Origin of the sequence: Burkholderia sp. Ac-20349 (assembly GCF_017104865.1) — a bacterium.
In the GTDB taxonomy this organism is placed as follows: domain Bacteria; phylum Pseudomonadota; class Gammaproteobacteria; order Burkholderiales; family Burkholderiaceae; genus Burkholderia; species Burkholderia aenigmatica.
Window position 1 is genome coordinate 36,117 of record NZ_JAAGPM010000039.1, and the last position, 21,968, is coordinate 58,084.

Here is a 21,968-nt window from a genome sequence, read left to right on the forward strand (position 1 = left end):
GGAGCAATGTCGGGGTCGGAAAGGGGGCGGTTTCGCGTGGCGCAACGTGGGGATGGGCCGCTTACGCGCGCACCGCTCGTGCGAGCATCGCGTGCAGCAGCACGTCCGCACCGCGCGCCACATCGGCCGGCAGCGCGTCTTCGGCTTCGTTGTGACTCAACCCGCCGACGCACGGAATGAACACCATCGCGGTCGGGCAGTGTTTGGCGAGATGGATCGCGTCGTGTCCGGCGCCGCTGATGATGCGCTGGTTCGGATAGTCGAGCGTGTCGACCGCGTGCTGAACGGTGTCGACGCAGGCCGGATCGAACGGCGTCGCCGGGCTGACCCAATGTTGCTCGATCGCGACCGACACGCCGCGCCGCGCGGCCACTTTGCCGAAACGTGCGCGCACGGCGGCTTCCATGTCGGCGATCGCCGCGTCGTCCGGATGGCGCAGGTCGACCGTGAACGTGACGTCGCCCGCGATCGTGTTGCGCGACGCGTTGCGGATCTGCCATTCGCCGATCGTCGTCAGTCCCAGCGGGAAGTATTCGGCGGCGATCGCCTCGAGTTCGGCCGCCATGTCGGTGGCGGCAAACAGCGCATCTCTCCGGTACTGCATCGGCGTCGTGCCCGCATGGGCGGCTTGGCCCGCGACGCGCACGTCGAGCCAGCGGATCGCCTGGCCGCCCGTGACGACGCCGATCGGCACGCCGTTTTCCTCGAGCACCGGCCCTTGTTCGATATGCGCTTCGAAATAGGCGTCGAACGGCGCGCCGGGCACGGCGCGCTCGCCCGCATAGCCGCTCGCGCGGAGCGCATCGGCGACGCTTGCGCCCGCCGCATCGCATGACGCGAGCGCGGCGTCGAGCGGCATTACGCCAGTGAACGCGGCGGAGCCGAGCATCGCGGGCGTGAACCGCGCGCCTTCCTCGTTGGTCCACACGACGATCTCGATCGGCCGTTCGGTGGCGATCCCCGCGTCGTTCAGCGTGCGCACGACCTCGAGCGCGGCGAGTACGCCATACACGCCGTCGAAGCGCCCGCCTTCCGGCTGGGTATCGAGGTGGCTGCCGCTCGCGACGGGCGCCGCGTCCGGCCGCAGGCCCGCGCGCCGCGCGAACAGGTTGCCGACGCGATCGACGGTGAGCGTGAGCCCCGCGTCCCGGCACCACGTCTCGAAGCGTGCGCGGCCGGCCGCGTCTTCGTCGGTCAGCGCGAGGCGGCGCACACCGCCTTTCGCGGTCGCGCCCACTTGCGCCATGTCCATGAGGCTCTGCCAGAGCCGCTCCGCATTGATCTTCAGCATCGTCGAGGTTCCTGATCGGTCGGCCGCCCAAGGGCCGGTGTTCATCGTGTCGTCTTTATCGAAAATCAAAAATAATTAGTCCAATTTTTAATCGTTATCCTGAGTATAATTTTCACGAATAATGAAGCCGCGAGCCCCGTGATGAGCAAAGACCGCCCCGACACCTACCTGAACGACCGCCTCGACTGGAACCTGTTGCGCACCTTTCTCGCGATTGCGCGCGAGCAGAGCGTGAGTCGCGCGGCGATGCGCCTGCACCTCACGCAGCCGGCCGTGAGCCAGGCGTTGCGGCGGCTCGAGGATCAACTCGGCCTGCGTCTCGTCGACCGCCACGGGCCGCGCATCGAGGTCACGCAGGCAGGCATCGAGGTGCAGCAGATCGCCGAAGACATCTACGGCACGATCTCGCGGCTGTCGCTGGCCGACGTCGATCGCGATCACGACATTTCGGGCACCGTGCGCATCGGGATCGTCAGCGGCATCGACTTTCCCGCGTACGACGATTTCCTCGCCGAGTTTCATCGGACCTATCCACGCATCGAGTTCGAAAGTCAGGTGATGCGCAGCGCCGACGTCGTCAACAGCCTGCAACAGCGGGCGCTGACGCTCGGGCTGACGCCGCGCCGCGCGCTGCCGAAACGCATCGACGCCCGCGTGTTCCTGCGCCAGCATTACGCGCTGTTCTGCGGGCGTCACCATCCGCTGTTCGGGCGCGACGGCCTGCGCACGGCGGACCTGGCCGGTCTGCCGTTCGTGTCGTTCACCGGCGACAAGGTCGGCGATCACATGTCGCCGCTGACGATCTTCCGCGACGAGATGGGATTCACCGGGCGCGTGATCGCATCGTCGTCGAGCATGGCCGAGGTCAAGCGCTTCATCTTCGCGGGGCTCGGGATCGGCTGCCTGCCCGAGCACATCGTCCGGGATGACATCGCGCACGGACGTTTCCAGCGCCTGCCGCCCGACGAAGGCGTGGCCGACGTCGACATCCACTTCCTGTGGTCGCAGGACCGCAAGCTCAATGCGGCCGAGGCGGCGTTCGTCGACGCGCTGAACGCGTTTCTCGACCGCCACGAGGCGCCCGACGCACCGGCCGCGCCGTGACTCGGGCGGCGGCCGGCGTTCAGTAGCCGCGTGCGACATCCACCACATTGCGCAGCGGTTCGCCGTCCAGCAGCCGCTGTACGTTTTGCGCGACCTGCTGGCCAATCGTGTCGGAACTGGCGACCGACGCCATGTGCGGCGTGACGATCAGGTTCGGCGCGCGCCAGAGCGGATCGTCGGCGGGCAGTGGCTCGACCGGGAACACGTCGACGAGCGCGCCGCCGAGCTGGCCGCGTTCGAGCGCCGCGGCAAGATCGGCGACGACGAGATGCTCGCCGCGTCCGACGTGGATCAGCTTCGCACCGGGCTTCAGCCGATCGAAGGTGGTCGCATTCAGGATGCCACGCGTTTCATCCGTCAGCGGCAGCAGGCAGACGAGGATGTCGGTGCCGGCGAGAAACGCGTGCAGGCCGTCGTCGTGCTCGAACAGGTCGATACCGGGCAGCGCGCGCGGCTGGCGCGCCCAGCCGCGGACCGCGTAACCGCGTTGCTGGAGATCGACGGCAACACGGCCGCCGATCTCGCCGAGCCCCATGATGCCGACCGTGCATTGCGACGGATGCGCCTGGTCCGGGCGAAACCAGCGCGCCGCCTGCTGGTTGCGCATCGCGAGGTCGAGCCGGCGGTGGAAATGCAGCACGCCCCAGGCGACGAACTCGCTCATGCCGCGCGCATGCTGCGGATCGACGACACGGCACAGCGGCAACGCGGGCAGCGCGGGATCGGCGAGGATGTTGTCGACGCCGGCCGCGATGCTGTGGACGAGCCGCAGGTTCGGCATCGCGGCGAGCGCGCCGTGAGGCGGATCCCAGCACGCGGCGATTTCCGCGTCGGCAGCGCCCGGTTCGCCGTGCATCACGACGTCGAAGGCCGGCGCCGCACGCCGGATCGATTCGACGAGGTGCGACATGTCATAGTTTTTACTGAGGAGTGCGATTGTAGTCATCGGGAGCAGTGGCAGAGGCCGGCACGGAGGGCCGGCGCATGACGAAGGAGTATCAGCAGCGGTAGTCGGACGCGGGATCGTCGATCAGGCGCAGCGCCGCGCGCCACGCGGTGTCGGCGATGTCGGCCGAATCGTCGCGCGTGAATTGCGCGGCCGTGCGCCGGCAGACGTCGGCGGGCGGTACGATCAGCTTCGCGCCGCCGGCCATCGCCTGCACCTGCGCCTGGCACGCGCGTTCGAGGAAGTAGATTTCGTGGAACGCCTCGGCGGCGGTGGCGCCGCCCGCAAGCAGGCCGTGGTTGCGCAGGATCATCGCCTTGTGCGTGGCCAGGTCGCGCACCAGCCGGTCGCGTTCGGCGAGGTCGAGCGCAATGCCCTCGTAGTCGTGATAGCCCAGCTTTTCATAGAACTTCAGCGCATGCTGGCTGATCGGCAGCAGGCCGTGTTCCTGTGCGGACACGGCGATGCCTGCCGCGGTATGCGTGTGGACGACGAAGTGCAGGTCGTCCCGTGCGGCATGAACCGCGGAATGGATCGTGAAGCCCGCCGCGTTGACGCGGAACCGCGCCGGCTCGCTGGCCGCGCGCGTGTCGATCACGTTGCCGTGCGCGTCGATCTTCACGAGATCGGACGCGCGCATCTCGTGGAACAGCACACCGTAGCGGTTGATCAGGAAAGTCGGTGTGTCGCCGGGCAGGCGCGCCGAGATGTGCGTGTCGATCATGTCCGTCATGCGGAAATGCGCGACGAGGCGGTACAGTGCCGCCAGGTCGGTACGGATCGCCCATTCGTCGGGCGGGCAGTCGTGCGCGCCGGCCGGCAGGCGTGCGTCTTCGAAGGATCGCATCGGTGTCTCTCCATGTTCAGGCATTGATGGCGGGGTAGTGTTCGCCCGCGCGGGGCGGCCCGTCAATTTCATTGTGCTAATGCGGATCATTAGCGTGGCGAATGGTCGTGCTGCGCGGTGACGGACAGCACGTCGGATAGCGGTTCGCCGGCCCGCAGGCGGGCGAGCAGGGCCGGTTCCGCGCGATCCGACGCGAGCGCGGCGTCGATGACGGCGGCGAGCGTCGCCGGGTCGGCGAACAGCACGCCGTTGTCGTCGGCCATCACGATCGAACCTGGCGCGACCGTCACGCCGCCGCACTGGACGGACAGGCCGAATGCGCTGGCGCCGTCGTCGAGGCGCTTGGTCGTCAACGCGCTCGTGCCGCGCGCAAAGACGGGCAGTCCGATCTGCCGAAGCTCGTGCAGATCGGTCGCCGCGCCGTCGACGACGATGCCGGCCGCCCCCGTACATTGCGCGGCCGTCGCCGTGACCGCGCCGACACACGCATGCATGTGGTCACCCTGCATGTCGATCACGAGCACGTCGCCCGTCGCGAGGCGGGCCAGCGCGCGATTGACCGCGACCGCGTCAGGGCTGCGCAGTTGCAGCGTGACCGCGCGGCCCACCAGCTTTACGCCGGGGACGAGCGCACGCAGTATCGGTTGTGCGAAGCCGGTGTCGAGGAAATGGCCGAGCGTCGGCAGACTCACGTCGCGCAGTTGCTGCACGAGCGACGGATCGAGGGCGGGTGTCACGGGATTCGCCGTTCGGCTGGCCGGACTCATGCGCGTTCCCCGACCGGTTCGTCGCGGTGCGCGTGCGCGGACAGGTCGCGTTTCAGCGTTTCCGTGAGCAGCAGGAGCGCGAGCGCGGAGACCAGTGCGGACGCAACCATGTACCACGCGACCGACGAGCCGCGCCCGGTCGCGGACAGCAGCGCGGTCGTCACGATCGGCGTGGCGGCGCTGCCGAGCAGGCCCGACAGCATGTAACTGACCGACAGCCCCGAATAGCGCACTTCGGTGCCGAACAGTTCGGCGAGGAAGGTCGCGATCGGCCCGTAGTTTGCCGCGAACGCGGTCATCATCAGCAGGTAGCCGGCGAGCGCAAGCGAGAACTCGCGGCTGTCGAGCAGCCAGAACATCGGAAACGCGAACAGCGCCTCGGCCAGAATGCCGCCGATGATGACGGGCTTGCGGCCGATGCGGTCCGACAGGCGGCCGAACAGCGGCAGCATCACGATGCAGAGCGCGCAGGCGATCAACGCGATCGACAGCATCGCGCCGCGCGAATAGCCGAGCGTCTGGGTGCCGTAGGTGAGCCCGAACGCGACCATCAGGTTGAATGCGGTACCGGTCGACATCGTCGCGACGCCGCCAAGCACGACCTGCTTGCCGTAGCGGCCAAGCACCTGGGCGATCGGCAGCTTCACCTGCGCAGCGGATTCCTTGACCTTCGCGAAGGTCGGCGTTTCCGTCGTGTTCAGACGGATATACAGGCCGACACCGACGAGCAGTGCGCTCGCGAGGAACGGAATGCGCCAGCCCCACGCGAGCAGCGCCGCGGGCGACAACATCGCACTGCTGACGAGGAACGCGAGATTCGCGATCAGCGTGCCGGCCGGTACGCCGATCTGCACCCACGAACCGAACAGGCCGCGTTTGCCGGCCGGGGCATGCTCGACCGCCATCAGTACCGCGCCGCCCCATTCGCCGCCGAGCGCGAGCCCCTGGACGATGCGCAGCGTCAGCAGCGACACGGGCGCCCAGATGCCGATCGCGCCATAGCCCGGCAACAGGCCGATCGCGAACGTCGCGCAGCCCATCAGGACCAGCGACACGAGCAGCATCGACTTGCGTCCGAGCCGGTCGCCGAAATGGCCGAACAGCGCGGCGCCGACGATGCGCGCGAGATACGCGGACGCGAAGGTGCCGAATGCGAGCAGCGTACCGACGAGCGGCACGAAGCTCGGGAAGAACACCTTGTTGAAGACGAGCGCGGACGCGGTGGCGAAGACGAACAGGTCATACCATTCGACCGTCGTGCCGATCACGCTCGCGATGGCGATGCGCTTCAGGTCGTTGGGCGCAGCAGGAAGGGCGGGGGATGAGGCGGCGGGACGAACCGTGGCCATGGCTTTCTCCGGGGTGGGGCGGTCAGCGTTGAGATGACGGACCGCGCGGCGTGCGCGGCATGTGCGCCTTTATCGGAAGCCAAAAACAATAAGTAAAAGTGCGTTTTCTGATTCTTTGTATTAGTCGCGTTGATGATGCATCCGGTGATTGCCGGCGAGGTTCAGTGCGGGCTGACCACCTCGCCGTCCGCGCGCACCGCGCCCGGCGGCTTGCCCACCACGCGCTTGAACGCGCGGCTGAACGCGGCGAGCGAGCCGTAGCCGAGCCGGTATGCGACGGCCTCGATCGTCTCGTGGTCGCGCGTGATCCATTGTGCGGCGAGCCGCATCCGCAGTTCGGTCAGGTAGCGCACGGGCGTCATCCCGGTGGCCGCGAGAAAGCGCTCGGCGAACACCGAGCGCGACACACCCGCTTCGGTCGCGAGTTCCGCCACGCTCCAGTTGCGGCCCGGGTCGCGATGCAGCGCGACGATCGCGCGGCCGAGCTTCGGCTCGCGCAGCGCCTGCACCCAGCCCGTCGCATCGCCACATCCGCACTCGACCCAGCCGCGCACGATGAAGGCTGCGACCACGTCCGCGAGCCGCGCGAGGATGCCCGCGAAACCCGCGCGCGCCGAGCATGCTTCGCGCTCCATCGCGTCGAGCATCGGGCGGATTTCCGGGTAGCGCGCGAGCAGCGTGCCGACGTGCATGAACTCGGGCATCGTGCCGACCAGCGGCTGCATGCCGCCGAGGTCGAGCTCCATGCACGCGCTGAAGATCAGCGCATCGCCGGCGCCCGGCTCGGTCGTCGCGCAACTGGCCGGCGACACGCCGGCCGACGCGACCGACGCCACCGTATCGCAGATCTTCGCGACCTCGAAACCGTTGATCTCGCGGCACGGTGCATCGGGGTCCGACACCAGCGCGTGCATGCCGCCATGCGGCAGCAGGATCGCGTCGCCGGCCTCGAGCCGCATCGTGTTGCCCGACGCGTCGCGCAGCAGCACCGGCCCGCGCCCGACGAAATGGAACTGCGCGCGGCCCGTCACATGGCCGAAATTCAGCCCGAACGGCCGCGCGACCTGGATGCGGCGGTACTGGACGCCGCTCAGGCGCATCCCCAGCAGCAGCTCGCTGACGAGGTCGTGCACGTCGGGGATGGGAGGCAGCAGGGGCTCGGACATTTTGAGATTCGGACGATCGATCAACAAGAGCGGATTGTATGTCATAGACCGTCCTGACGTGGTTCCTTACGATACGCCCTCATCAGTACTTTCCCTAACCGACACGGAACCACGCATGAATCCCGGAATCTCCACGGCCGCCTCGACGGCGGCCCCCCGCGAACCGGCCTGGGGCGCGGTATTCGCGATGACGCTCGGCGTCTTCGGGCTCGTCACGGCCGAATTCCTGCCCGCCAGCCTGCTGACGCCGATGGCCGACAGCCTCGGCGTGACCGAAGGCGTGGCCGGGCAGGCCGTCACGGCCACCGCGACGGTCGCGCTCGTCACGAGCCTCTTGATCTCGGCGCTGACGCGCACGATCGACCGGCGGCGCGTGCTGCTCGTGTTCTCGGTGCTGCTCGTCGCCTCGAACCTGGCGGTCGCGTTCGCGCCGAACTTGGGCGTGCTGCTGGTCGGCCGCGTCGTGCTCGGCATTGCGCTCGGCGGTTTCTGGACGATGGCGACGGCCACCGCGATGCGGCTCGTGCCGACGGCGATGGTGCCGCGCGCGCTGTCGATCATCTTCAGCGGCGTGGCGGTCGCAACGATCGCGTCCGCGCCGATGGGCAGCTACTTCGGTCACCTGATCGGCTGGCGCAACGTGTTCCTGATCGCGGCCGTGCTTGGCGCCGTTTCGTTCGTGTCGCAGATCATCACGCTGCCGTCGATGCCGCCGAGCGGCACGACGCGGCTGCGCACGCTGATCGACGTGCTGCGCCGGCCGACCGTCGGCCTCGGCATGTTCGCGACGATCCTCGTGTTCACCGGGCATTTCGCGTTCTTCACGTACCTGCGGCCGTTCCTCGAACAGGTCGCGGGCGTCGGCGTGAACGGGCTGTCGGCGATCCTGCTCGGCTACGGCATCGCGAACTTCGTCGGCACGTCGCTCGCCGGCCGCGTGCTCGAACACCGGTTGCGGCCGATGCTGATCGGGATGCCGGCGCTGATGGTCGTGCTCGGCGTCGCGCTCGTCGCGCTCGGCCGTGCGCCGATGATCGACGCGGTGCTCGTCGCGTTGTGGGGGATGGCGTTCGGCGGCGTGCCCGTCGCCTGGTCGACGTGGGTCACGCGTACCGTGCCCGATGAAGCCGAGAGCGCAGGCGGGCTGATCGTCGCGGCGATCCAGCTTGCGATCGCGACGGGCGCGGCAGCCGGCGGTGTCGTATTCGACGCGAACGGCGCGGCCGGCGTGTTCGTTGCGGCAGCCGTCGTGCTGGCCGTCGCGGTTGCGACGATCGTGACCGGCGTGCCGAAGCGTGTCGGCGTGGTGTCCGTGCCGCTGGCGGAGTGAGTCGCACCGGCGGGCCGTTCGGCCCGCCGCTCAGCGCACCGGTGCGTGCGCGTCGAGCAACTGCCGGTGGCGCGCTTCGGTCGCGTCGTCGGCGGGGAACATGCACTCCATGCGCAGCTCCTGCGCGGCGGCGCTTTGGGGCGTACCCACCGTCGTGACCAGCGAGAAGTAACGCAGCACGACGCCTTCGTGCACGAAGCCGATCGGGATGACCGGCAGCGACGGCGCGGCGGCCGGCGCCAGCGGCGTTTTCCAGTCGCGCGGCGCATCGGGGCTGGCGAGCAGGTCGTCGAGCAGCCGCCGGGTGTCGTCGTCGATCACGCGGCCGACCGATTCGCGCTGCACGCGCTGCAGCAGGCTGCGCGACACGGTATCCCAGTCGGCCAGGAACGGCCGCATGCCGTGCGGATCGAACATCAGGCGCAGCAGGTTGCGCGGGCCGTCGCGCGCGGCCATGTCGATGAAGCAGCCGAAAAAGCGCGGCGCCGCGTCGTTGGTCATCAGCACGTTCCAGTGACGGTCCATCACGATCGCCGGAAACGGATCGTGCTGGCGCACGACCCGTTCCAGCGCGCCGATCACGCCCTGCATCTCCTGCGCGTCCCACGGCGCTTCCGAATACACGGGTGCATAGCCGGCCGCGAGCAGCAGCGCGTTGCGCTCGCGCAGCGGCACGTCCAGCGTCTGCGCGAGCGTCAGCAGCGTGTCGCGGCCCGGCACGCTGCGCCCGCTTTCGATGAAACTGATCTGGCGCTGCGAAATGCCCGCATCGAGCGACAGGTCCAGCTGGCTCACGCCGCGCACGTCGCGCCAGTAGCGCAGCAACTGGCCCAGTTCATGCTGCGGCGCGTGCCGATCGCGACGGCTGGCGTGCATCGTGCCTCCCTCGGCGTTCCATGAGCGACCGATCGACTATATCGGACTCACGCGGCGTTCGCATGCCACGCGAATGCGTCGAACGGCGCTTCGAGCGTGGGCCGCGTCACGCTGCCGACGTAGTTCGTGATCGTCGACGCGGCGACCACCGCGATCACTTCCAGCAACTGTTCGGCGCTGAAGCCGGCGTCGAGGAACGACTGCCGGTCGGCATCGGCCAGGCGGCCGCGGGTGTCGATCAGCTTGCGCGCCGTGGCCGACAGCGCGGCCAGTGTCGCATCGCCGGGCAGGCCGCCGCGGCGGATCGCATCGACGTCGGCGTGGGTCACACCCTGTTTCAGCGCAAGCGCGGTATGGAAGGCGACCGGCCACTCGCTCGCGTTCGTGACCGCGTTGGTGAGCAGGAGCGTCTGGATCTGCGGCTCGGTGAGGCTGCTGGCGTGCACGCGCTCGAACAGGCCGATGAAGCCGTTGATCAGCACCGGCGATGCGGCCATGGCCGCCGCGATGTTCGGAATCACGCCGAAGGTGTGCTGGAGCTGCTGGAGGACGGGCTTCGATTCGGCCGGCGCGGAGTCGATGGTGTGAAGCGGATAGGCGGACATGATGTCTCCGGGGGAGGGGCGCCGCCGGAATGGCGGCGCGACACCCGAAGCGTAGGAGCGGTCGTGTCGTGCGCCAATTACATGCGATGTAATCATCCGGCGTGACGGGGCGGCGAACGGCGCGCATCGATCGCGCGGCACACCCGGGTCCAGCGGGCCGATTCGCGTGGCGCGCGCATGCGATCGTATGATGTGCGAGCATCCGTGGCGCGATGCTGGTGCCGGTGGCCGGAAAGGGCGGGCGATCGTTGGCCGGTGTTGGGGGGAGGGCGCGGCCGCGTTGGCCGTTCGCATGCGCGGCGCGACGGGCTTCCCGGATTTTTCCACGCAACAACAGCATTCTTGAAGCGCTTGGGTCAATGAAGACGGTAATCAACTTCAATTATCTGTCGCCGCTGTACACGTGCTTGTTCATCATGACCGATGACGAGCTGGACGATTTCACCATCAACTCCGATGACGGGCGGGCGTGGCTGCTCCAGCAGATGAAAACCCGATTCGAGCGGTACGGTGCCGAATCCCGGTCGCGCGTCGTCGACGCACTGGAGTATGTGCTGGTGTCGGGTTCATGGCTGGCGCACTGGCGTGGCATCGTGCCGCACGCGATTCCGCTGGACGACGTGACCGACAAGGAGAACTATGTTCGCGATGTTTTTCAGGTGCTGGCCGGCAGGGCACCCGATCCCGCATTCGACGTTCGCGAGATCGAATTCGACCACACCGTCGGGCGCGACGGTATCGACATCCGGAAATAGCCAGGCAATCGACGCATGCGCACGACGGAACGCGAGATGAAGAAGGATAACGAAACGATCGAACTGTCCGGCGAGGAGGCGTTGCGTGTGCTCGCGGAGATCGAGTACATCCTCATCTCGTTGCGCAATATCGGCCGCTACTATCACGCTGGCCCGGCAGCCGCTGCCGGCCCGGATCCGGACTATGCGCAGGAAACCAACCGGTTCATCGACGAGGGCCGCGTGACCCGGCGGCTGGCGGAGGTGCGAAAGATCATCACCGCGAAATTCGATCGGTCGCTCGGCGCCGACGACATGGACGACGTCGAGCGGGCGATGGAGCACGTCAAGGTCTGGGAGAAGCCCGGCGATCTGTGACGGTCGGTGCGGCGTGCGGCCGGCATTGCGATGCCGGCCCGCCCTGGATCGCGATGAAACGTGCGTCAGCCGCCTTGCCTGACCATCTCCGCCAGCGTCTTCATCGCCTGCAGGTACGGATACGGCCCGTGGCTGATGCGGGCCACGCCGTATGCCGCGAATTCGGCGAGCGTCGGTGTGGCCGTGACGCGCATCACGTTCACCGGCAGCGGCGAGGCGGCCGTCAGCGCACGAATGAGCGCGGGCGAGCGCAGCCCCGGCACGAACAACCCGTCGGCACCGGCCGCTGCGTACGCGCGTGCGCGGGCCAGCGTGGCATCGAGCAGGCGCTCGTCGTGCGTATCGGCCGGCGCCTTGAAGAACACGTCGGTACGCGCGTTGATGAAGTAGTCGGCGCCCGCGCGATCCGCAGCGTGGCGGGCTGCCGCGAGACGGGCCGCCGCCGCATCGACGTCACGCAATTCACCCGTTGCCGGGAAGCTGTCCTCGAGGTTGCAGCCGATCGCGCCGGCGTCGATGCTCAGCGCGATTGTCTCGGCGACATCTTCCGGCCGCTCGCCGTACCCGCTTTCGAGATCGACGGTGACGGGCAGGTCCGTGGCACGCGTGATCCGTTCGAGCACTTCCATCATCAGCGCGCGCGGCATCTGCTCGCCGTCGACGAAACCATTGGCCGCCGCGACCGACCAGCTGCCGGTTGCCAGCGCGACGGCGCCCGCGTCGGCCGCCGTGCGCGCGCTGCCGGCGTCCCACACGTTGAACAGCGCCAGCGGCTGGCCCGCGCGGTGAAGCGAACGGAAATACGCGCCTTTCTCATTGCTGCTCATGCCTGTGTCTCCTTGTGGAAAACCGGGTCGGTTGTCGTGCCGAACGATACTGCCACCGAATCGAGCGCCGCGAGAAAGTCGCGCGCGTCGAACAACTCGCCTAGACTGCGCACGCCGCCTGACGTCACGGTGTCGCCCGTGATCAGGCGCACGGCTGCCTCGACGATGATCGGGGCGCTGACCGCGTAGATGTCGCGGCCGGACGCCGTCGCGCGGTGCGTCGTGCCGCCCTGCACGACGATTGCGTCCATCGCGAACTGCTGCGCCGAGCGGCCGAGTGAGTCGGTCGCCTCGGGCGGCGGCGTGGCCGTATCGCGCACGTCGCGCAGCGCGAGCGTCGCGAGCCACGATTCGATCGTATCGATGCGCAGGTGACGCGACAGCGTCATCACTTCCGAAAACGGCAGCAGCGTCACGTCGACGCGGCCGATCGGCGGCGGGAACGGCCATGCGCGTTCGCGTGCGGTCGACGGCACCGGCGTCGGCTTGCCGGCCTTCTGCACGAGCCGCACCGCGCGATTGCGTTCGCCCGTCACGCGCGTACCGCGCGTCGGGTGCCAGCGGTCGAGCCCGGTTGCGATGTCGACGCGCTCGATCGGCTGGTTCTTGTCCACGACGGCCGTGACGAGCAGGTCGGCCAGGCCGCCGTAGAACGCCGCGGCCGGCACGACGGTCACGCCCGCGGCGCGCGCCCGCGCATCGCAGTGTTCGGCCAGTGCCAGCACCGACGGCTGCTCGGCGGTCAGGTCGAGATAGGGGATGCCGGACCGCAGCGCGGCATCGGCCAGCGGCAGCGCGGTATCGAGGTACGGGCCCGCGCAGTTGATCACCGCGGCCGCGCCGCGCAATGCGGCGTCGAGCGCGGCCGGATCGTCGATCGCGGCGACGCGCGCGAGCGTCGTGTCGCCGCCGTCTTCGGCGAGCCGCGCGGCATCGCGGCCGATGCGGATCGCGCGCAGGCCGCGCCGCGCCAGTTCGGCGACCACAAACCGCCCGGTATGACCCGTGGCGCCATAGACTGCAACCGTCATTCGATCATCCATGATCAACTCCGCTACAGAACGGTCTGTTTTATAGTACAGACCTGTAGCGTCGTCAAGCACGCGGTGCTATGATCCGATCACTGTTGCGGTAGGGGCGGCCAGCACGGCCGGGTCGGGATGAAAAAGGAAACAGGTACATCAGCGAACGCGCCCGATACGCGCGAACGCATTCTGCAAACGGCCAGTGAGCTGTTCTACCGGGAGGGCACGCGCGCGGTCGGCGTGGACCTGATCGTCGCGCAGGCAGGCGTCGCGAAGACGAGCCTCTATCGGCACTTCGCGACGAAGGACGACCTGATCGAAGCGTTCCTGCTGCGCGAGGACGCCGATTTCTGGGCGCATTGGGATGCGGTGGCCGTGCAATACCGGCGCACGCCGCGCGAGGAACTGGATGCGCAGCTGCAATGGCTCGGCGAACGCATTGCGCGCCCCGGTTATCGCGGCTGCCCGCAGATCAACATCGCCGCCGAATATGCGGACGGCAACCATCCGGCCCGCAAGGTGGCCGTCGCGCACAAGCAGGAGCTACGGCGCCGGCTGACCGAGCTGGCAGGGGCGATCGGCGTCGACGAGCCGGAAACCTTCGCATTGCGGCTCGCGACCGTCATCGACGGTGCGCTGAGCAGCGGGCAGGCGCTGCATGCGCACGGGCCCGTGGCCTTCCTGCAGGAATTCGCGCAACTGCTGTTGCCGAAAAAGGGGCGGAAGCAAGCGTCCTAGCCGCCGCTGCGAACCGCGCGCCAGTTCAGTCGCGAGCGGCCGGATCGACCGACAGCGCGCGCAACTGGCCGCGCAACTGATCGACTTCCCCGGGCGCGAACGGCCGTTCGATCTCGGCATGCGCCTGCTGCCACAGCGGAAACGCTTCGGCCAGCAGGTCGTTCCCGGCCGGCGTCAGTTCGAGCAGGCGGCTGCGCCGGTCGTCCGGATCCTGCGCGATCGTGACCAGGCCGCGCCGCTCGAGCGGCTTGAGCGCGGCCGTGAGCGTGGTGCGGTCCATCGCAAGCAGCGACGCGACCGATTTCATCGGCGCCGGCTGGGGCCGGTTCAGCGACATCAGCAGCGAAAACTGGCCGTTGGTCAGATCCAGCGGGCGCAGCACATCGTCGAAAATCCGCGCAAGATTACGCGCCGCGCGCTGCATGTGCAGGCACAGGCAGCAATCGCGCACCATCAGCGTCGTTTCGAAAGGGAGCTTTTCTTTTCGTGCCATGTTGCAATTGTGTTGATATCAACCTATCGTGTCAAGGTCGAGGCGCGGCAGCCCGTCGCGTCCGTCACCGGAGGAGACAGCATGAGTGCTCAACAGCAGTTGTATCTCGCGGTATTTCTCGGGACCAAGGATAGCCCGGCCATGAAGGCCTGGATGGCGCTGCCGGAAGACGCGCGGCGCACGCGCGAGCGCGACGGCATCGCCGCATGGCATGCGTGGGTCGACCGGCATCGCGACGCGATCGTCGAGATGGGCGGGCCGCTCGGCAAGACCAAGACCATCGATGCGGCCGGCGTCACGGACACGGCGAACGCAATGAGCGGTTTCACCGTCGTGCGGGCCGCGTCGCACGAAGCCGCGGCCGCGCTGTTCGAAGGCCATCCGCATTTCACGCTGTTCCCGGGCGTGGCGATCGACGTGATGCCGGTGCTGGCGATTCCCGGCGCGTGAACGACGGGCGAGGCCGCGCATCGCGTATCGGCGATGCGCCGTGGCCGGCAAGTGGAGATTTTCCCGACACTCTGGATGGAGACTGGCGATGAAGCTTTACGGATTTGCCGGCACCCGCTCGCAACGCGCGCTGTGGGGGCTGAAAGAACTGGATGCCGATTTCGAGTTCATCTCGGTGAACCTGCTCCAGGGCGAGCACAAGCGGCCCGAATTCCTGCGCCTCAATCCGGCCGGCAAGGTGCCCGTGCTGGTGGACGGCGACCTCGTGATTCCCGAGTCGGCCGCGATCGTGCTGTATCTCGCGGACAAGTACCCGGAGAAGGCGCTGCTGCCGGTCGATCCGGCGCTGCGGGCCGAGGCTTACCGGTGGGTGATGTTCGCGGTGACGGAGCTCGAGCAGCCGCTGTGGCGGATCACGCGGCATTCGTTCATCTATCCGCCGGAGAAGCGCTCGCCGGCCGATATCGAACTGGCGCGCGAGGATTTCAAGACGATGGCCGCGATCCTCGACAAGCATCTCGAAGGGCGCGCGTTCATCGTCGGCGACACGCTGACGGTGGCCGATTGCGTGACGGCCTACCTGATCGATTGGGCGGGCGAGTGCAACTTGATCGAATCGTTCCCGCAGCTGCGTGCGTATCTCGAACGGCTGTATGCGCGGCCGAAGGCGCCGCAACGGATCGCGGACGCGCGCAAGGCGGCGTGAATGGGCGGCGGCCGGTCATGCGTCGCATCGGCGTGGCCGGTCGCTGCATTTGCGTCATCGGCGAACGGTGGTCAGCCGCGTGTCATGGCGGGGAAGCGTGCGTCGCGAATGCGGCGCACGCAGGCGCTCACGCTACGGTGTCAGGCCCGCCGAGCGCGCGACACAGCATCGACAGGTCGCTGAGTGTGAGGTGCGGCGTCCCGGCCTGCGGCTGAACACGCTCCGTTTCCGGATGGGTATCGCGCACCACCCACGCTGCCTGAAGTCCCGCGTTCAATGCGCCGACGATATCGAGGTGATAGTCGTCGCCGACATGCAGCAATTCCGCCGGCTGCACATCGAGCGTTTGCGCCGCCGCATGGAAGATCCCGGGCGCTGGCTTCGCGACTCCGAACGCCTGCGCGCTGAGCGTCGCACGAAAGAATTCGCCGCCGCCGGTCAGCTGCAGATCCGCGTTGCCGTTGGTCACCGCGATCAACGGGAAGCGCGCGCTCAACCACGCGAGTGCCGGCAGCGCATCTTCATAGAATTCGACCCGGTTGCGTGCGGCATAGAAGGCGGCGTACGCAGGCTCGGTGAGCGCGGCATCTTCGTTCGCACGCTCCAGCGCCAGCCTGATCGAGCCGATTCTCATCGCTCGGAAGTCGCCGGCGAGCTCGGGGCACAATCGTTCGTATTCCTCACGTAGCTCGCTCAGCGCCTGCTGCGTGGGCAGCACGCTCGCGGTACCGGGCGCATGCTCGATCAGCCACGCGCGGAGGGCGGCTTCGGCCCGTACGACGGCCGGCCCGAACGGCCACAGGGTGTCGTCCAGGTCGAACGAGAGGGCGGAAACTTGGGTGAGACGCATGGCGATTGACGGGGAGTTTCGTTTACCAGGGCCACGGAATGGCGATTCCGGTGCCGTTTTCGAGGGCCTGCCGATACAGGAAGCGTGCGACGGTCAGGTCCTGAAGCGCGAGCCCGGTCATGTCGAAGACAGTGATCTCGTGCGGTGCGCGCTCGACCGACGCGGTTCCGGTGAGGATGTCACCGATTTCCGTGCGTGGCAAATCCGGCGCCCACTGGCATTCGCCAATGCTGCGCGCCTGATCGTGATCGTCCACGACGATGCGCGCGCGTGCCAGCACGCCTGCCGGAAGCTCGCGCTTGCCGGCGGTATCGGCGCCCACGCAGGTCAGGTGGGTGCCCGGCTGAACCGCATCCGCATCGAACAGCGCGCCGCCGCCCGGCGTTGCGGTGATGACCACGTCGCTGTCGGCCACCGCGTCGTTCCGGTCGCGGGCCACGCCGATCGCGCATCGTTCCCGGAAGGCCGATTCGAACACCGGATCCGGCTCGCCGCTGACGTTCACGTACTGCACCGTGCACCGTTGCGGCAGCAGCGCGAGCGCGTAGTCGAGCTGGACCCGTGCCTGCACGCCCGTGCCGAACACGCAGATTCGCGTGCTGTCGCGACGCGCGAGCAGTTGCAGCCCGAGGCCGCCGGCCGCACCGGTTCGCGCGGTGGTGATCGCATTGCCGTCCATGATGCACAGCGGGCGGCCCGTGGCCGGATCGAACAGCGCGACGGTGGCCTGATGCGGTTCGCCGCCGAGCGCCCGGTTGCCGGGCCAGAACCCGGCCGCCTTGAAACCGAGCAGATCCTGGCACGCAACGTCGCCCGACTTGATGCCGAACACGCCGCCGGTGTGCAGCTTCTCGCGAACCACCGGGAACACGCGTCCGGCCCGTTGACTGTGCAGCACGAAGGCTTCGCGAACCGCCGCCGTTACTTGCGGGGCCTGGAGGGCGGGTTCGACGGCGTCGCGGTCGAGAAGCAGGAGTCGGGCGTCTGTCGGCATGTCGGGTTGGCCTTTCCGGTGCACGGCGAATCGGGGAGGGGGTTTAAATTTTGTCCAGATTTGGATAAATAGTCAATGAATCGATGGGCGGCGCGGTCGCGCGGTTGGGCTCACCATCCGTAGAAGCGCGGCCACGTCTGCGCGTCGCCGTCTTCGCCGATGGCCTGATACTCGGGATGTTGCGCGCCGGTGGCGCACGCGTGATTCGGCAGGATGCGCAGGCGGGTGCCGATCGGAAAGCGTTGTGCGATGCCGCCGTCGGGCGAACCCGCGCGCGACACGATCCCGTGCTCCTGGTTGGCGGCGCTCATCACGTAGTCGCCGAGCACGTCGCCGTGTTCGGTGCAGACCTGCCCGTAGCCGAAATCGCGCGCCTGGCGCTGCGTGCCGCGGTCGCGGCTCATCGCCATCCAGCCCGCGTCGACGATCGCCCAGCCTTTCTCTTCCTGGTGCCCGATGACGGTGGTCAGCACCGATAGCGCGAGGTCGGTCAGGCCGCACACGCCGATGTTGTGCATCACGAGGTCGAACATCACGTACACGCCGGCACGCACCTCGGTGACGCCGTCGAGGTGTTGCGCCGCGAGGGCGGTGGGTGTCGAGCCGATGCTCACGACCGGGCAGGGCAGCCCCGCGGCCCGGAGGCGCTCCGCCGCCCGCACGGTGCGGCTGCGTTCCTGCTCGGCGATTGCCGCCAGCGCGTCGGGCGTGTCGTATTCGTAGCTGGAGCCCGCGTGCGCCAGCACCCCGCCGAGCGCCATCCCGCCGTCGACCAGCGCGCGGCCCACGTCGATCAGCAGGTCGGCCTCGGGCGGAATCCCGGACCGGTGGCCGTCGACGTCGACTTCGATCCACACGTCGAAGCGCTCGCCGTGCGCATGCCCGAATTCGGCGATCGCGTGCGCGGCCGGCAGGCTGTCGGCGACCAGCTTCAGGTCGCAACCTTGCCGGCGCAGCGCGAGCGCCTGGCCCAGCTTCGCGGGCACGATGCCGACCGCGTAGACGATGTCCCGGATGCCGTGCGCGAAAAACTGTTCGGCTTCCTTGAGCGTCGACACCGTGATGCCCTGCGCGCCGGCGGCGATCTGCGCATCGACGACGTGCGCGCATTTGGTGGTCTTGACGTGCGGCCGGAACCTGACGCCGAGCGCGTCCAGATGCGCCTGCATGCGGCCGATGTTGTGACGCATGCGGCCGACGTCGATCAGGGCGGCCGGGGTGTTGAGGGTTTGAAGGTCCACGATGCGTTGCTTCGGAGGGTTGCCGATGCGGACACTGTAGGGGTGTCGACGGGCCCCGTGTTTAACGCATGGCTAATCCGGCATTAAACGCCGCTTAATCGACCGAATCGTGCGGATCGTGCGGATCGTGACGCGGCTCACGCCTTGCCGCGCCACGGCGGCGGGCTCAGAAACCGCGTCGCGGCTTCGAGAAACACTCGTTGCCGCGCGGAGCGGCCGGTGCGCGACGGCAGCAGCGCCGTCACCGGCGCGGGCGGCAGATGCCAGTCGGGCAGCAAGCGGACGAGCCTGCCGTTCGCCAGCAGCGGGGCGACGTCCCACTCGGAGCGTTCGACGATCCCGAGGCCGGCCAGCGCCCATTCCGTGATGACGGTGCCGTCGTTGGAGGACAGCGCGCCGGTGACGCGGATCACGGCGGACCGCCTCGGCTCGCCCTTGGCGTCACCGCCTTGCGAGAAGCGCCATCGCGGGATGTCCTCGTCGTTCTCGCGCAGGCACAGGCAGTCGTAGCGGGCCAGGTCGGACGGATGGTTCAGTTCCTTGAGGCGGCGTGCATAGGCCGGGCTCGCGCACAGAAAGCGCGCGTTGGGCGCGAGCGGATACCCGATCCACGACGACGACTTGAGGCTGCCGACGTGAACGACCACGTCGGCCCCCGATGCACCGGTCAACGGGCTCTCCGACAGGTGGAGCGCGATGTCGAGCTTCGGATGCGCGCGTTGCACGTCGCGCACGATCCGTGCGACGTACTTTCGCCCGAAGCCGAGCGGGGCGACGACACGCAGCGTGCCGCGCACGTCGCCGTGGTCGCCCGAGATGCTGACCGGCAGCGCCTCCACGCGCTCGAGAATGTCGACGGCCTCCTGGTACAGCCGTTGCCCTTCGTCGGTCAGCGCGATCCCTTTTGGCTGCCGCACGGCGAGCCGTGCGTTCAGGCGCGCTTCCATCCGCTGCAGGCGAATCGTGACCGCGGGCGGCGTGAGATCGAGCAGCCGCGCGGCCGAGGCCAGCGAGCGCGACGTGCCGATCGCGCGCACGAGTCGAAGGTCGTCGAGGTCGAGCATTTCATGTCTCTTAATGCTGGATGTGCCGAGCATTAAACCGCACATCGCGACGCGAATCCATCGATGGGGATCGCAGTGTCAGCGTATCGAACTGGATCACACCAACGCTTCGCATGACGCGAATCCATTGATGCGGATGCGGATCGCGGTGACCGTGTATCGAATCGAATCGAATCGAATCGAATCGAATCGGATCGCCGCTTCGCATCACGCAGCCCGCGGCACCACACACCGTTACCGGTCGAGCCCGAAAATCAGCGACCGGTGCGCGGCGACCCCGGCCATCACACCGGACGCCGACGCGAACGTTGCGTTGGACATCGGTGTCGATGCGTCGCCCGCCACGAATACGCCGGCGACGCTCGCCTGCTTCCCCGCATCGACGCGAACGACCGGGCCGAGCGGCCCGTCGTCGAATGCGCAGCCGAGCTGCTGCGCGAGATCGCTCGCCATGGCCGTGCGCGCACCGACGAACAGCGCATCGATCGACACGACCTGCCCGTCAGCGAGCCGCAATGCTTCGATACGCGGCGCATCGCCCAGGATTTCAACGACCGGCGACCGCTCGATGCGCACCCCGCGTGCCTCGAGCAACGCGGCCTCTTCTTCGTTCGCTTCGGCCGCACCCTGCGTGAACCACGTCGTCGGGCCCCAGTCCGGAATCAGGATCGCCTGATGCACGGACAGCGGATGCGTGGCGAGCACGCCGAGCCGCTGGCCGCTCACCTCGTACCCATGGCAATACGGGCAATGCAGCACGCTGACGCCCCAGCGCTCCGCGAGCCCCGGCAGCGCGGGCAGTTCGTCGCGGATGCCGGTGGCGAGGATCAACCGGTCGGCGCTCGCACGGCTGCCGTCGGCCAGCGTCACGTGGAAGCGACCGTCCGCAGCGCGCCCGGCCGTGCGCACGTCGCCCGCGATGCGCCGCACGGTCGGATACGCGGCGAGTTGCGCGGCGGCTTCGTCGACGATCTGCGCGGGCGGCTTGCCGTCCTGCCCGAAAAAGCCGTGCGCGTGCGCGGCAAAGCGGTTGCGCGGCCGGCCGGCGTCGATCACGAGCACGCGGCGGCGCGCCCGCGCAAGCTGCATCGCGGCCGACAGCCCCGCAAAGCTGCCGCCGATCACGATCACTTCATGAGGGCCATGCATGCACCTTCTCCTTTCCTGAACCTGCGTGAATGACTGACGTGTTCCGATCACGGCCAACCCAACTCATGAAACACGAGAAGTTGCATGATAGGGCGATGGTATCATTCACGCAACTTCAAAAGTTTCGAGAGAGGGGGCGCCGCTTGTGAGAACCGACAGTCGCTTGTCGCGCATGCTGCATGCGCTGATCCACATGGACCAGGTCGACGGCCCGATGACGTCCGAAGCGATCGCGACGATGCTGTGCACGAATCCGGTGGTCGTGCGGCGCCTGCTCGGCGGCTTGCGCGACCGCGGCTACGTGCAGTCGGAGAAGGGGCATGGCGGCGGATGGGTGCTGAGTGTCGCGCTCGACGACATCACGCTGCTCGACGTCTACCGCGCGGTGGGTGAGCCGCCGCTGTTCTCCGATCTCGTCACCGACGACGAGGCCGAGTGCCTGGTCGAGCAGGCCGTCAACGCGCACCTGTCGACGACGCTGAAAGAGGCCGAGACGACGCTGCTGGCCCGCTTCGGCGAAGTCACGCTCGGCATGCTGTCGCGCGAATTCGAAGCGAAGGCGGCCCGGCGGCGCAAGCCGCGCTGACGCGTCGCAGCATCGCGGCCGAGCGCGGCCGACGTGCGATCCGGCGCGGCCGAAACCGTTGCGTCGCAACGTTCTGTCCCCCAACTTCTGCCCGGTTCGCCCGCCACAGGGCAAAATACGGGTTTTCCGCACCCGCGAGGGCGCGACCGAATCACGCGCCGGGCGGCGGCAGTGCGCAATCCGCACGCCGCCGCCGGGTGCCCAGGCAAGATCGCTCGCCATGTCGCGAGCCCACAGGAGTCCAGACCCCATGCCCGAATCCAACCTGTCCTTCTTCGGCCGGCTGTCGCTTGCCGTCGGGACGTTCTTCTCCGTGCTCGGCAACCGCGCGTTCTGCAGCCGGCGCAGGATCAGGCTCATGTGTTCGCGCACCGACAGCTCCTCGCGCGAGATCTTGTGGTGCTGGACGAGCTTCGCGCGCTTGAGCACGTCGGCCCATGCCGCGCGCAGGT

Annotated in this window: 24 protein-coding genes and 1 pseudogene; 9 read left to right on the top strand and 16 right to left on the bottom strand. The window is 68.2% G+C overall.

The annotated features are described in order from the left end of the window. Positions 1 to 61: 61 nt before the first annotated feature. Positions 62 to 1,291: a Zn-dependent hydrolase gene (locus G3N61_RS15430; RefSeq protein WP_205822927.1), complete on the bottom strand. Its 1,230-nt coding sequence runs from the start codon at positions 1,289 to 1,291 to the stop codon at positions 62 to 64. A gap of 141 nt (positions 1,292 to 1,432) precedes the next feature. Here G3N61_RS15430 and G3N61_RS15435 point away from each other — a divergent pair, with 141 nt between their 5' ends. Further along, a complete protein-coding gene (locus G3N61_RS15435) occupies positions 1,433 to 2,395 on the top strand; it encodes a LysR family transcriptional regulator (RefSeq protein WP_043179194.1) in 963 nt (320 codons plus the stop codon). Between the two features lie 19 nt (positions 2,396 to 2,414). On the opposite strand, the gene G3N61_RS15440 is transcribed toward G3N61_RS15435, so the two are convergent. The 5 genes from G3N61_RS15440 to G3N61_RS15460 form a co-directional block, all read right to left on the bottom strand. Then, positions 2,415 to 3,341: a glyoxylate/hydroxypyruvate reductase A gene (locus tag G3N61_RS15440; RefSeq protein ID WP_179258839.1), complete on the bottom strand. Its 927-nt coding sequence runs from the start codon at positions 3,339 to 3,341 to the stop codon at positions 2,415 to 2,417. Positions 3,342 to 3,393: 52 nt separating this feature from the next. Continuing rightward, the gene (locus G3N61_RS15445) at positions 3,394 to 4,188 is read right to left on the bottom strand and encodes a class II aldolase/adducin family protein (protein ID WP_089453651.1); all 795 of its coding nucleotides are present in this window, start codon (positions 4,186 to 4,188) and stop codon (positions 3,394 to 3,396) included. 89 nt (positions 4,189 to 4,277) lie between these two features. Beyond that, a complete protein-coding gene (locus G3N61_RS15450) occupies positions 4,278 to 4,925 on the bottom strand; it encodes an RraA family protein (RefSeq protein WP_244912127.1) in 648 nt (215 codons plus the stop codon). A gap of 26 nt (positions 4,926 to 4,951) precedes the next feature. Next, a complete protein-coding gene (locus G3N61_RS15455) occupies positions 4,952 to 6,304 on the bottom strand; it encodes an MFS transporter (protein ID WP_043178367.1) in 1,353 nt (450 codons plus the stop codon). 161 nt (positions 6,305 to 6,465) lie between these two features. Next, on the bottom strand, positions 6,466 to 7,515 hold the full coding sequence (locus tag G3N61_RS15460) for an AraC family transcriptional regulator (RefSeq protein WP_205822928.1): 1,050 nt from the start codon (positions 7,513 to 7,515) through the stop codon (positions 6,466 to 6,468). Positions 7,516 to 7,585: 70 nt separating this feature from the next. On the opposite strand from G3N61_RS15460, the gene G3N61_RS15465 reads away from it, so the two are divergent. Further along, positions 7,586 to 8,800 carry an MFS transporter gene (locus G3N61_RS15465; protein ID WP_089453648.1) on the top strand — a complete coding sequence of 405 codons (1,215 nt, stop codon included), beginning with the start codon at positions 7,586 to 7,588 and terminating at the stop codon, positions 8,798 to 8,800. A 30-nt stretch (positions 8,801 to 8,830) separates the two neighbouring features. On the opposite strand, the gene G3N61_RS15470 is transcribed toward G3N61_RS15465, so the two are convergent. Then, positions 8,831 to 9,676 carry a helix-turn-helix transcriptional regulator gene (locus tag G3N61_RS15470; protein ID WP_205822929.1) on the bottom strand — a complete coding sequence of 282 codons (846 nt, stop codon included), beginning with the start codon at positions 9,674 to 9,676 and terminating at the stop codon, positions 8,831 to 8,833. A 47-nt stretch (positions 9,677 to 9,723) separates the two neighbouring features. After that, a complete protein-coding gene (locus G3N61_RS15475; protein WP_205822930.1) occupies positions 9,724 to 10,281 on the bottom strand; it encodes a carboxymuconolactone decarboxylase family protein in 558 nt (185 codons plus the stop codon). A 359-nt stretch (positions 10,282 to 10,640) separates the two neighbouring features. Between G3N61_RS15475 and G3N61_RS15480 the strand changes: the two genes are divergently transcribed. Both G3N61_RS15480 and G3N61_RS15485 read left to right on the top strand, forming a co-directional pair. After that, a complete protein-coding gene (locus G3N61_RS15480; RefSeq protein WP_205822931.1) occupies positions 10,641 to 11,036 on the top strand; it encodes a hypothetical protein in 396 nt (131 codons plus the stop codon). A 15-nt stretch (positions 11,037 to 11,051) separates the two neighbouring features. Beyond that, positions 11,052 to 11,393 (top strand): hypothetical protein, encoded by a 342-nt coding sequence (locus tag G3N61_RS15485; protein ID WP_205822932.1) that lies wholly within the window; start codon positions 11,052 to 11,054, stop codon positions 11,391 to 11,393. Between the two features lie 65 nt (positions 11,394 to 11,458). On the opposite strand, the gene G3N61_RS15490 is transcribed toward G3N61_RS15485, so the two are convergent. Together G3N61_RS15490 and G3N61_RS15495 are read right to left on the bottom strand one after the other, a co-directional pair. Then, positions 11,459 to 12,220 carry an isocitrate lyase/phosphoenolpyruvate mutase family protein gene (locus G3N61_RS15490; RefSeq protein ID WP_043178355.1) on the bottom strand — a complete coding sequence of 254 codons (762 nt, stop codon included), beginning with the start codon at positions 12,218 to 12,220 and terminating at the stop codon, positions 11,459 to 11,461. Beyond that, entirely contained in the window at positions 12,217 to 13,263 is a 1,047-nt protein-coding gene (locus tag G3N61_RS15495; protein ID WP_205822933.1) for a saccharopine dehydrogenase NADP-binding domain-containing protein, read from the bottom strand. Before G3N61_RS15495 ends, G3N61_RS15490 begins: the two co-directional genes overlap by 4 nt. Positions 13,264 to 13,380: 117 nt before the next feature. Between G3N61_RS15495 and G3N61_RS15500 the strand changes: the two genes are divergently transcribed. Beyond that, positions 13,381 to 13,983 carry a TetR/AcrR family transcriptional regulator gene (locus G3N61_RS15500; protein WP_205822935.1) on the top strand — a complete coding sequence of 201 codons (603 nt, stop codon included), beginning with the start codon at positions 13,381 to 13,383 and terminating at the stop codon, positions 13,981 to 13,983. Positions 13,984 to 14,008: 25 nt separating this feature from the next. On the opposite strand, the gene G3N61_RS15505 is transcribed toward G3N61_RS15500, so the two are convergent. Further along, a complete protein-coding gene (locus tag G3N61_RS15505) occupies positions 14,009 to 14,476 on the bottom strand; it encodes a MarR family transcriptional regulator (protein ID WP_205822937.1) in 468 nt (155 codons plus the stop codon). An 81-nt stretch (positions 14,477 to 14,557) separates the two neighbouring features. On the opposite strand from G3N61_RS15505, the gene G3N61_RS15510 reads away from it, so the two are divergent. Both G3N61_RS15510 and G3N61_RS15515 read left to right on the top strand, forming a co-directional pair. Continuing rightward, positions 14,558 to 14,926: a hypothetical protein gene (locus G3N61_RS15510; RefSeq protein WP_205822939.1), complete on the top strand. Its 369-nt coding sequence runs from the start codon at positions 14,558 to 14,560 to the stop codon at positions 14,924 to 14,926. An 88-nt stretch (positions 14,927 to 15,014) separates the two neighbouring features. Then, positions 15,015 to 15,632, top strand: coding sequence for a glutathione S-transferase family protein (locus G3N61_RS15515; protein ID WP_043178344.1), 618 nt, complete (start codon positions 15,015 to 15,017; stop codon positions 15,630 to 15,632). Positions 15,633 to 15,759: 127 nt separating this feature from the next. On the opposite strand, the gene G3N61_RS15520 is transcribed toward G3N61_RS15515, so the two are convergent. From G3N61_RS15520 to G3N61_RS15540, 5 genes are all read right to left on the bottom strand, one after another. Then, positions 15,760 to 16,482: an HAD-IA family hydrolase gene (locus G3N61_RS15520; RefSeq protein WP_205822941.1), complete on the bottom strand. Its 723-nt coding sequence runs from the start codon at positions 16,480 to 16,482 to the stop codon at positions 15,760 to 15,762. A gap of 22 nt (positions 16,483 to 16,504) precedes the next feature. Next, complete coding sequence (locus G3N61_RS15525) at positions 16,505 to 17,476, bottom strand: ornithine cyclodeaminase family protein (protein WP_205822943.1); 972 nt, start codon at positions 17,474 to 17,476, stop codon at positions 16,505 to 16,507. A 110-nt stretch (positions 17,477 to 17,586) separates the two neighbouring features. Further along, positions 17,587 to 18,717, bottom strand: a complete 1,131-nt coding sequence (locus G3N61_RS15530) for a DSD1 family PLP-dependent enzyme (protein WP_205822944.1) — start codon at positions 18,715 to 18,717, stop codon at positions 17,587 to 17,589. Between the two features lie 137 nt (positions 18,718 to 18,854). Beyond that, a complete protein-coding gene (locus G3N61_RS15535) occupies positions 18,855 to 19,814 on the bottom strand; it encodes a LysR family transcriptional regulator (protein WP_089453637.1) in 960 nt (319 codons plus the stop codon). A gap of 201 nt (positions 19,815 to 20,015) precedes the next feature. Further along, the gene (locus G3N61_RS15540) at positions 20,016 to 20,930 is read right to left on the bottom strand and encodes an NAD(P)/FAD-dependent oxidoreductase (RefSeq protein ID WP_205822945.1); all 915 of its coding nucleotides are present in this window, start codon (positions 20,928 to 20,930) and stop codon (positions 20,016 to 20,018) included. Positions 20,931 to 21,075: 145 nt separating this feature from the next. On the opposite strand from G3N61_RS15540, the gene G3N61_RS15545 reads away from it, so the two are divergent. Further along, a complete protein-coding gene (locus G3N61_RS15545; RefSeq protein WP_205822946.1) occupies positions 21,076 to 21,516 on the top strand; it encodes an Rrf2 family transcriptional regulator in 441 nt (146 codons plus the stop codon). Positions 21,517 to 21,766: 250 nt separating this feature from the next. Further along, positions 21,767 to 21,968, top strand: a pseudogene (locus tag G3N61_RS40270) (hypothetical protein); the annotation flags it as partial.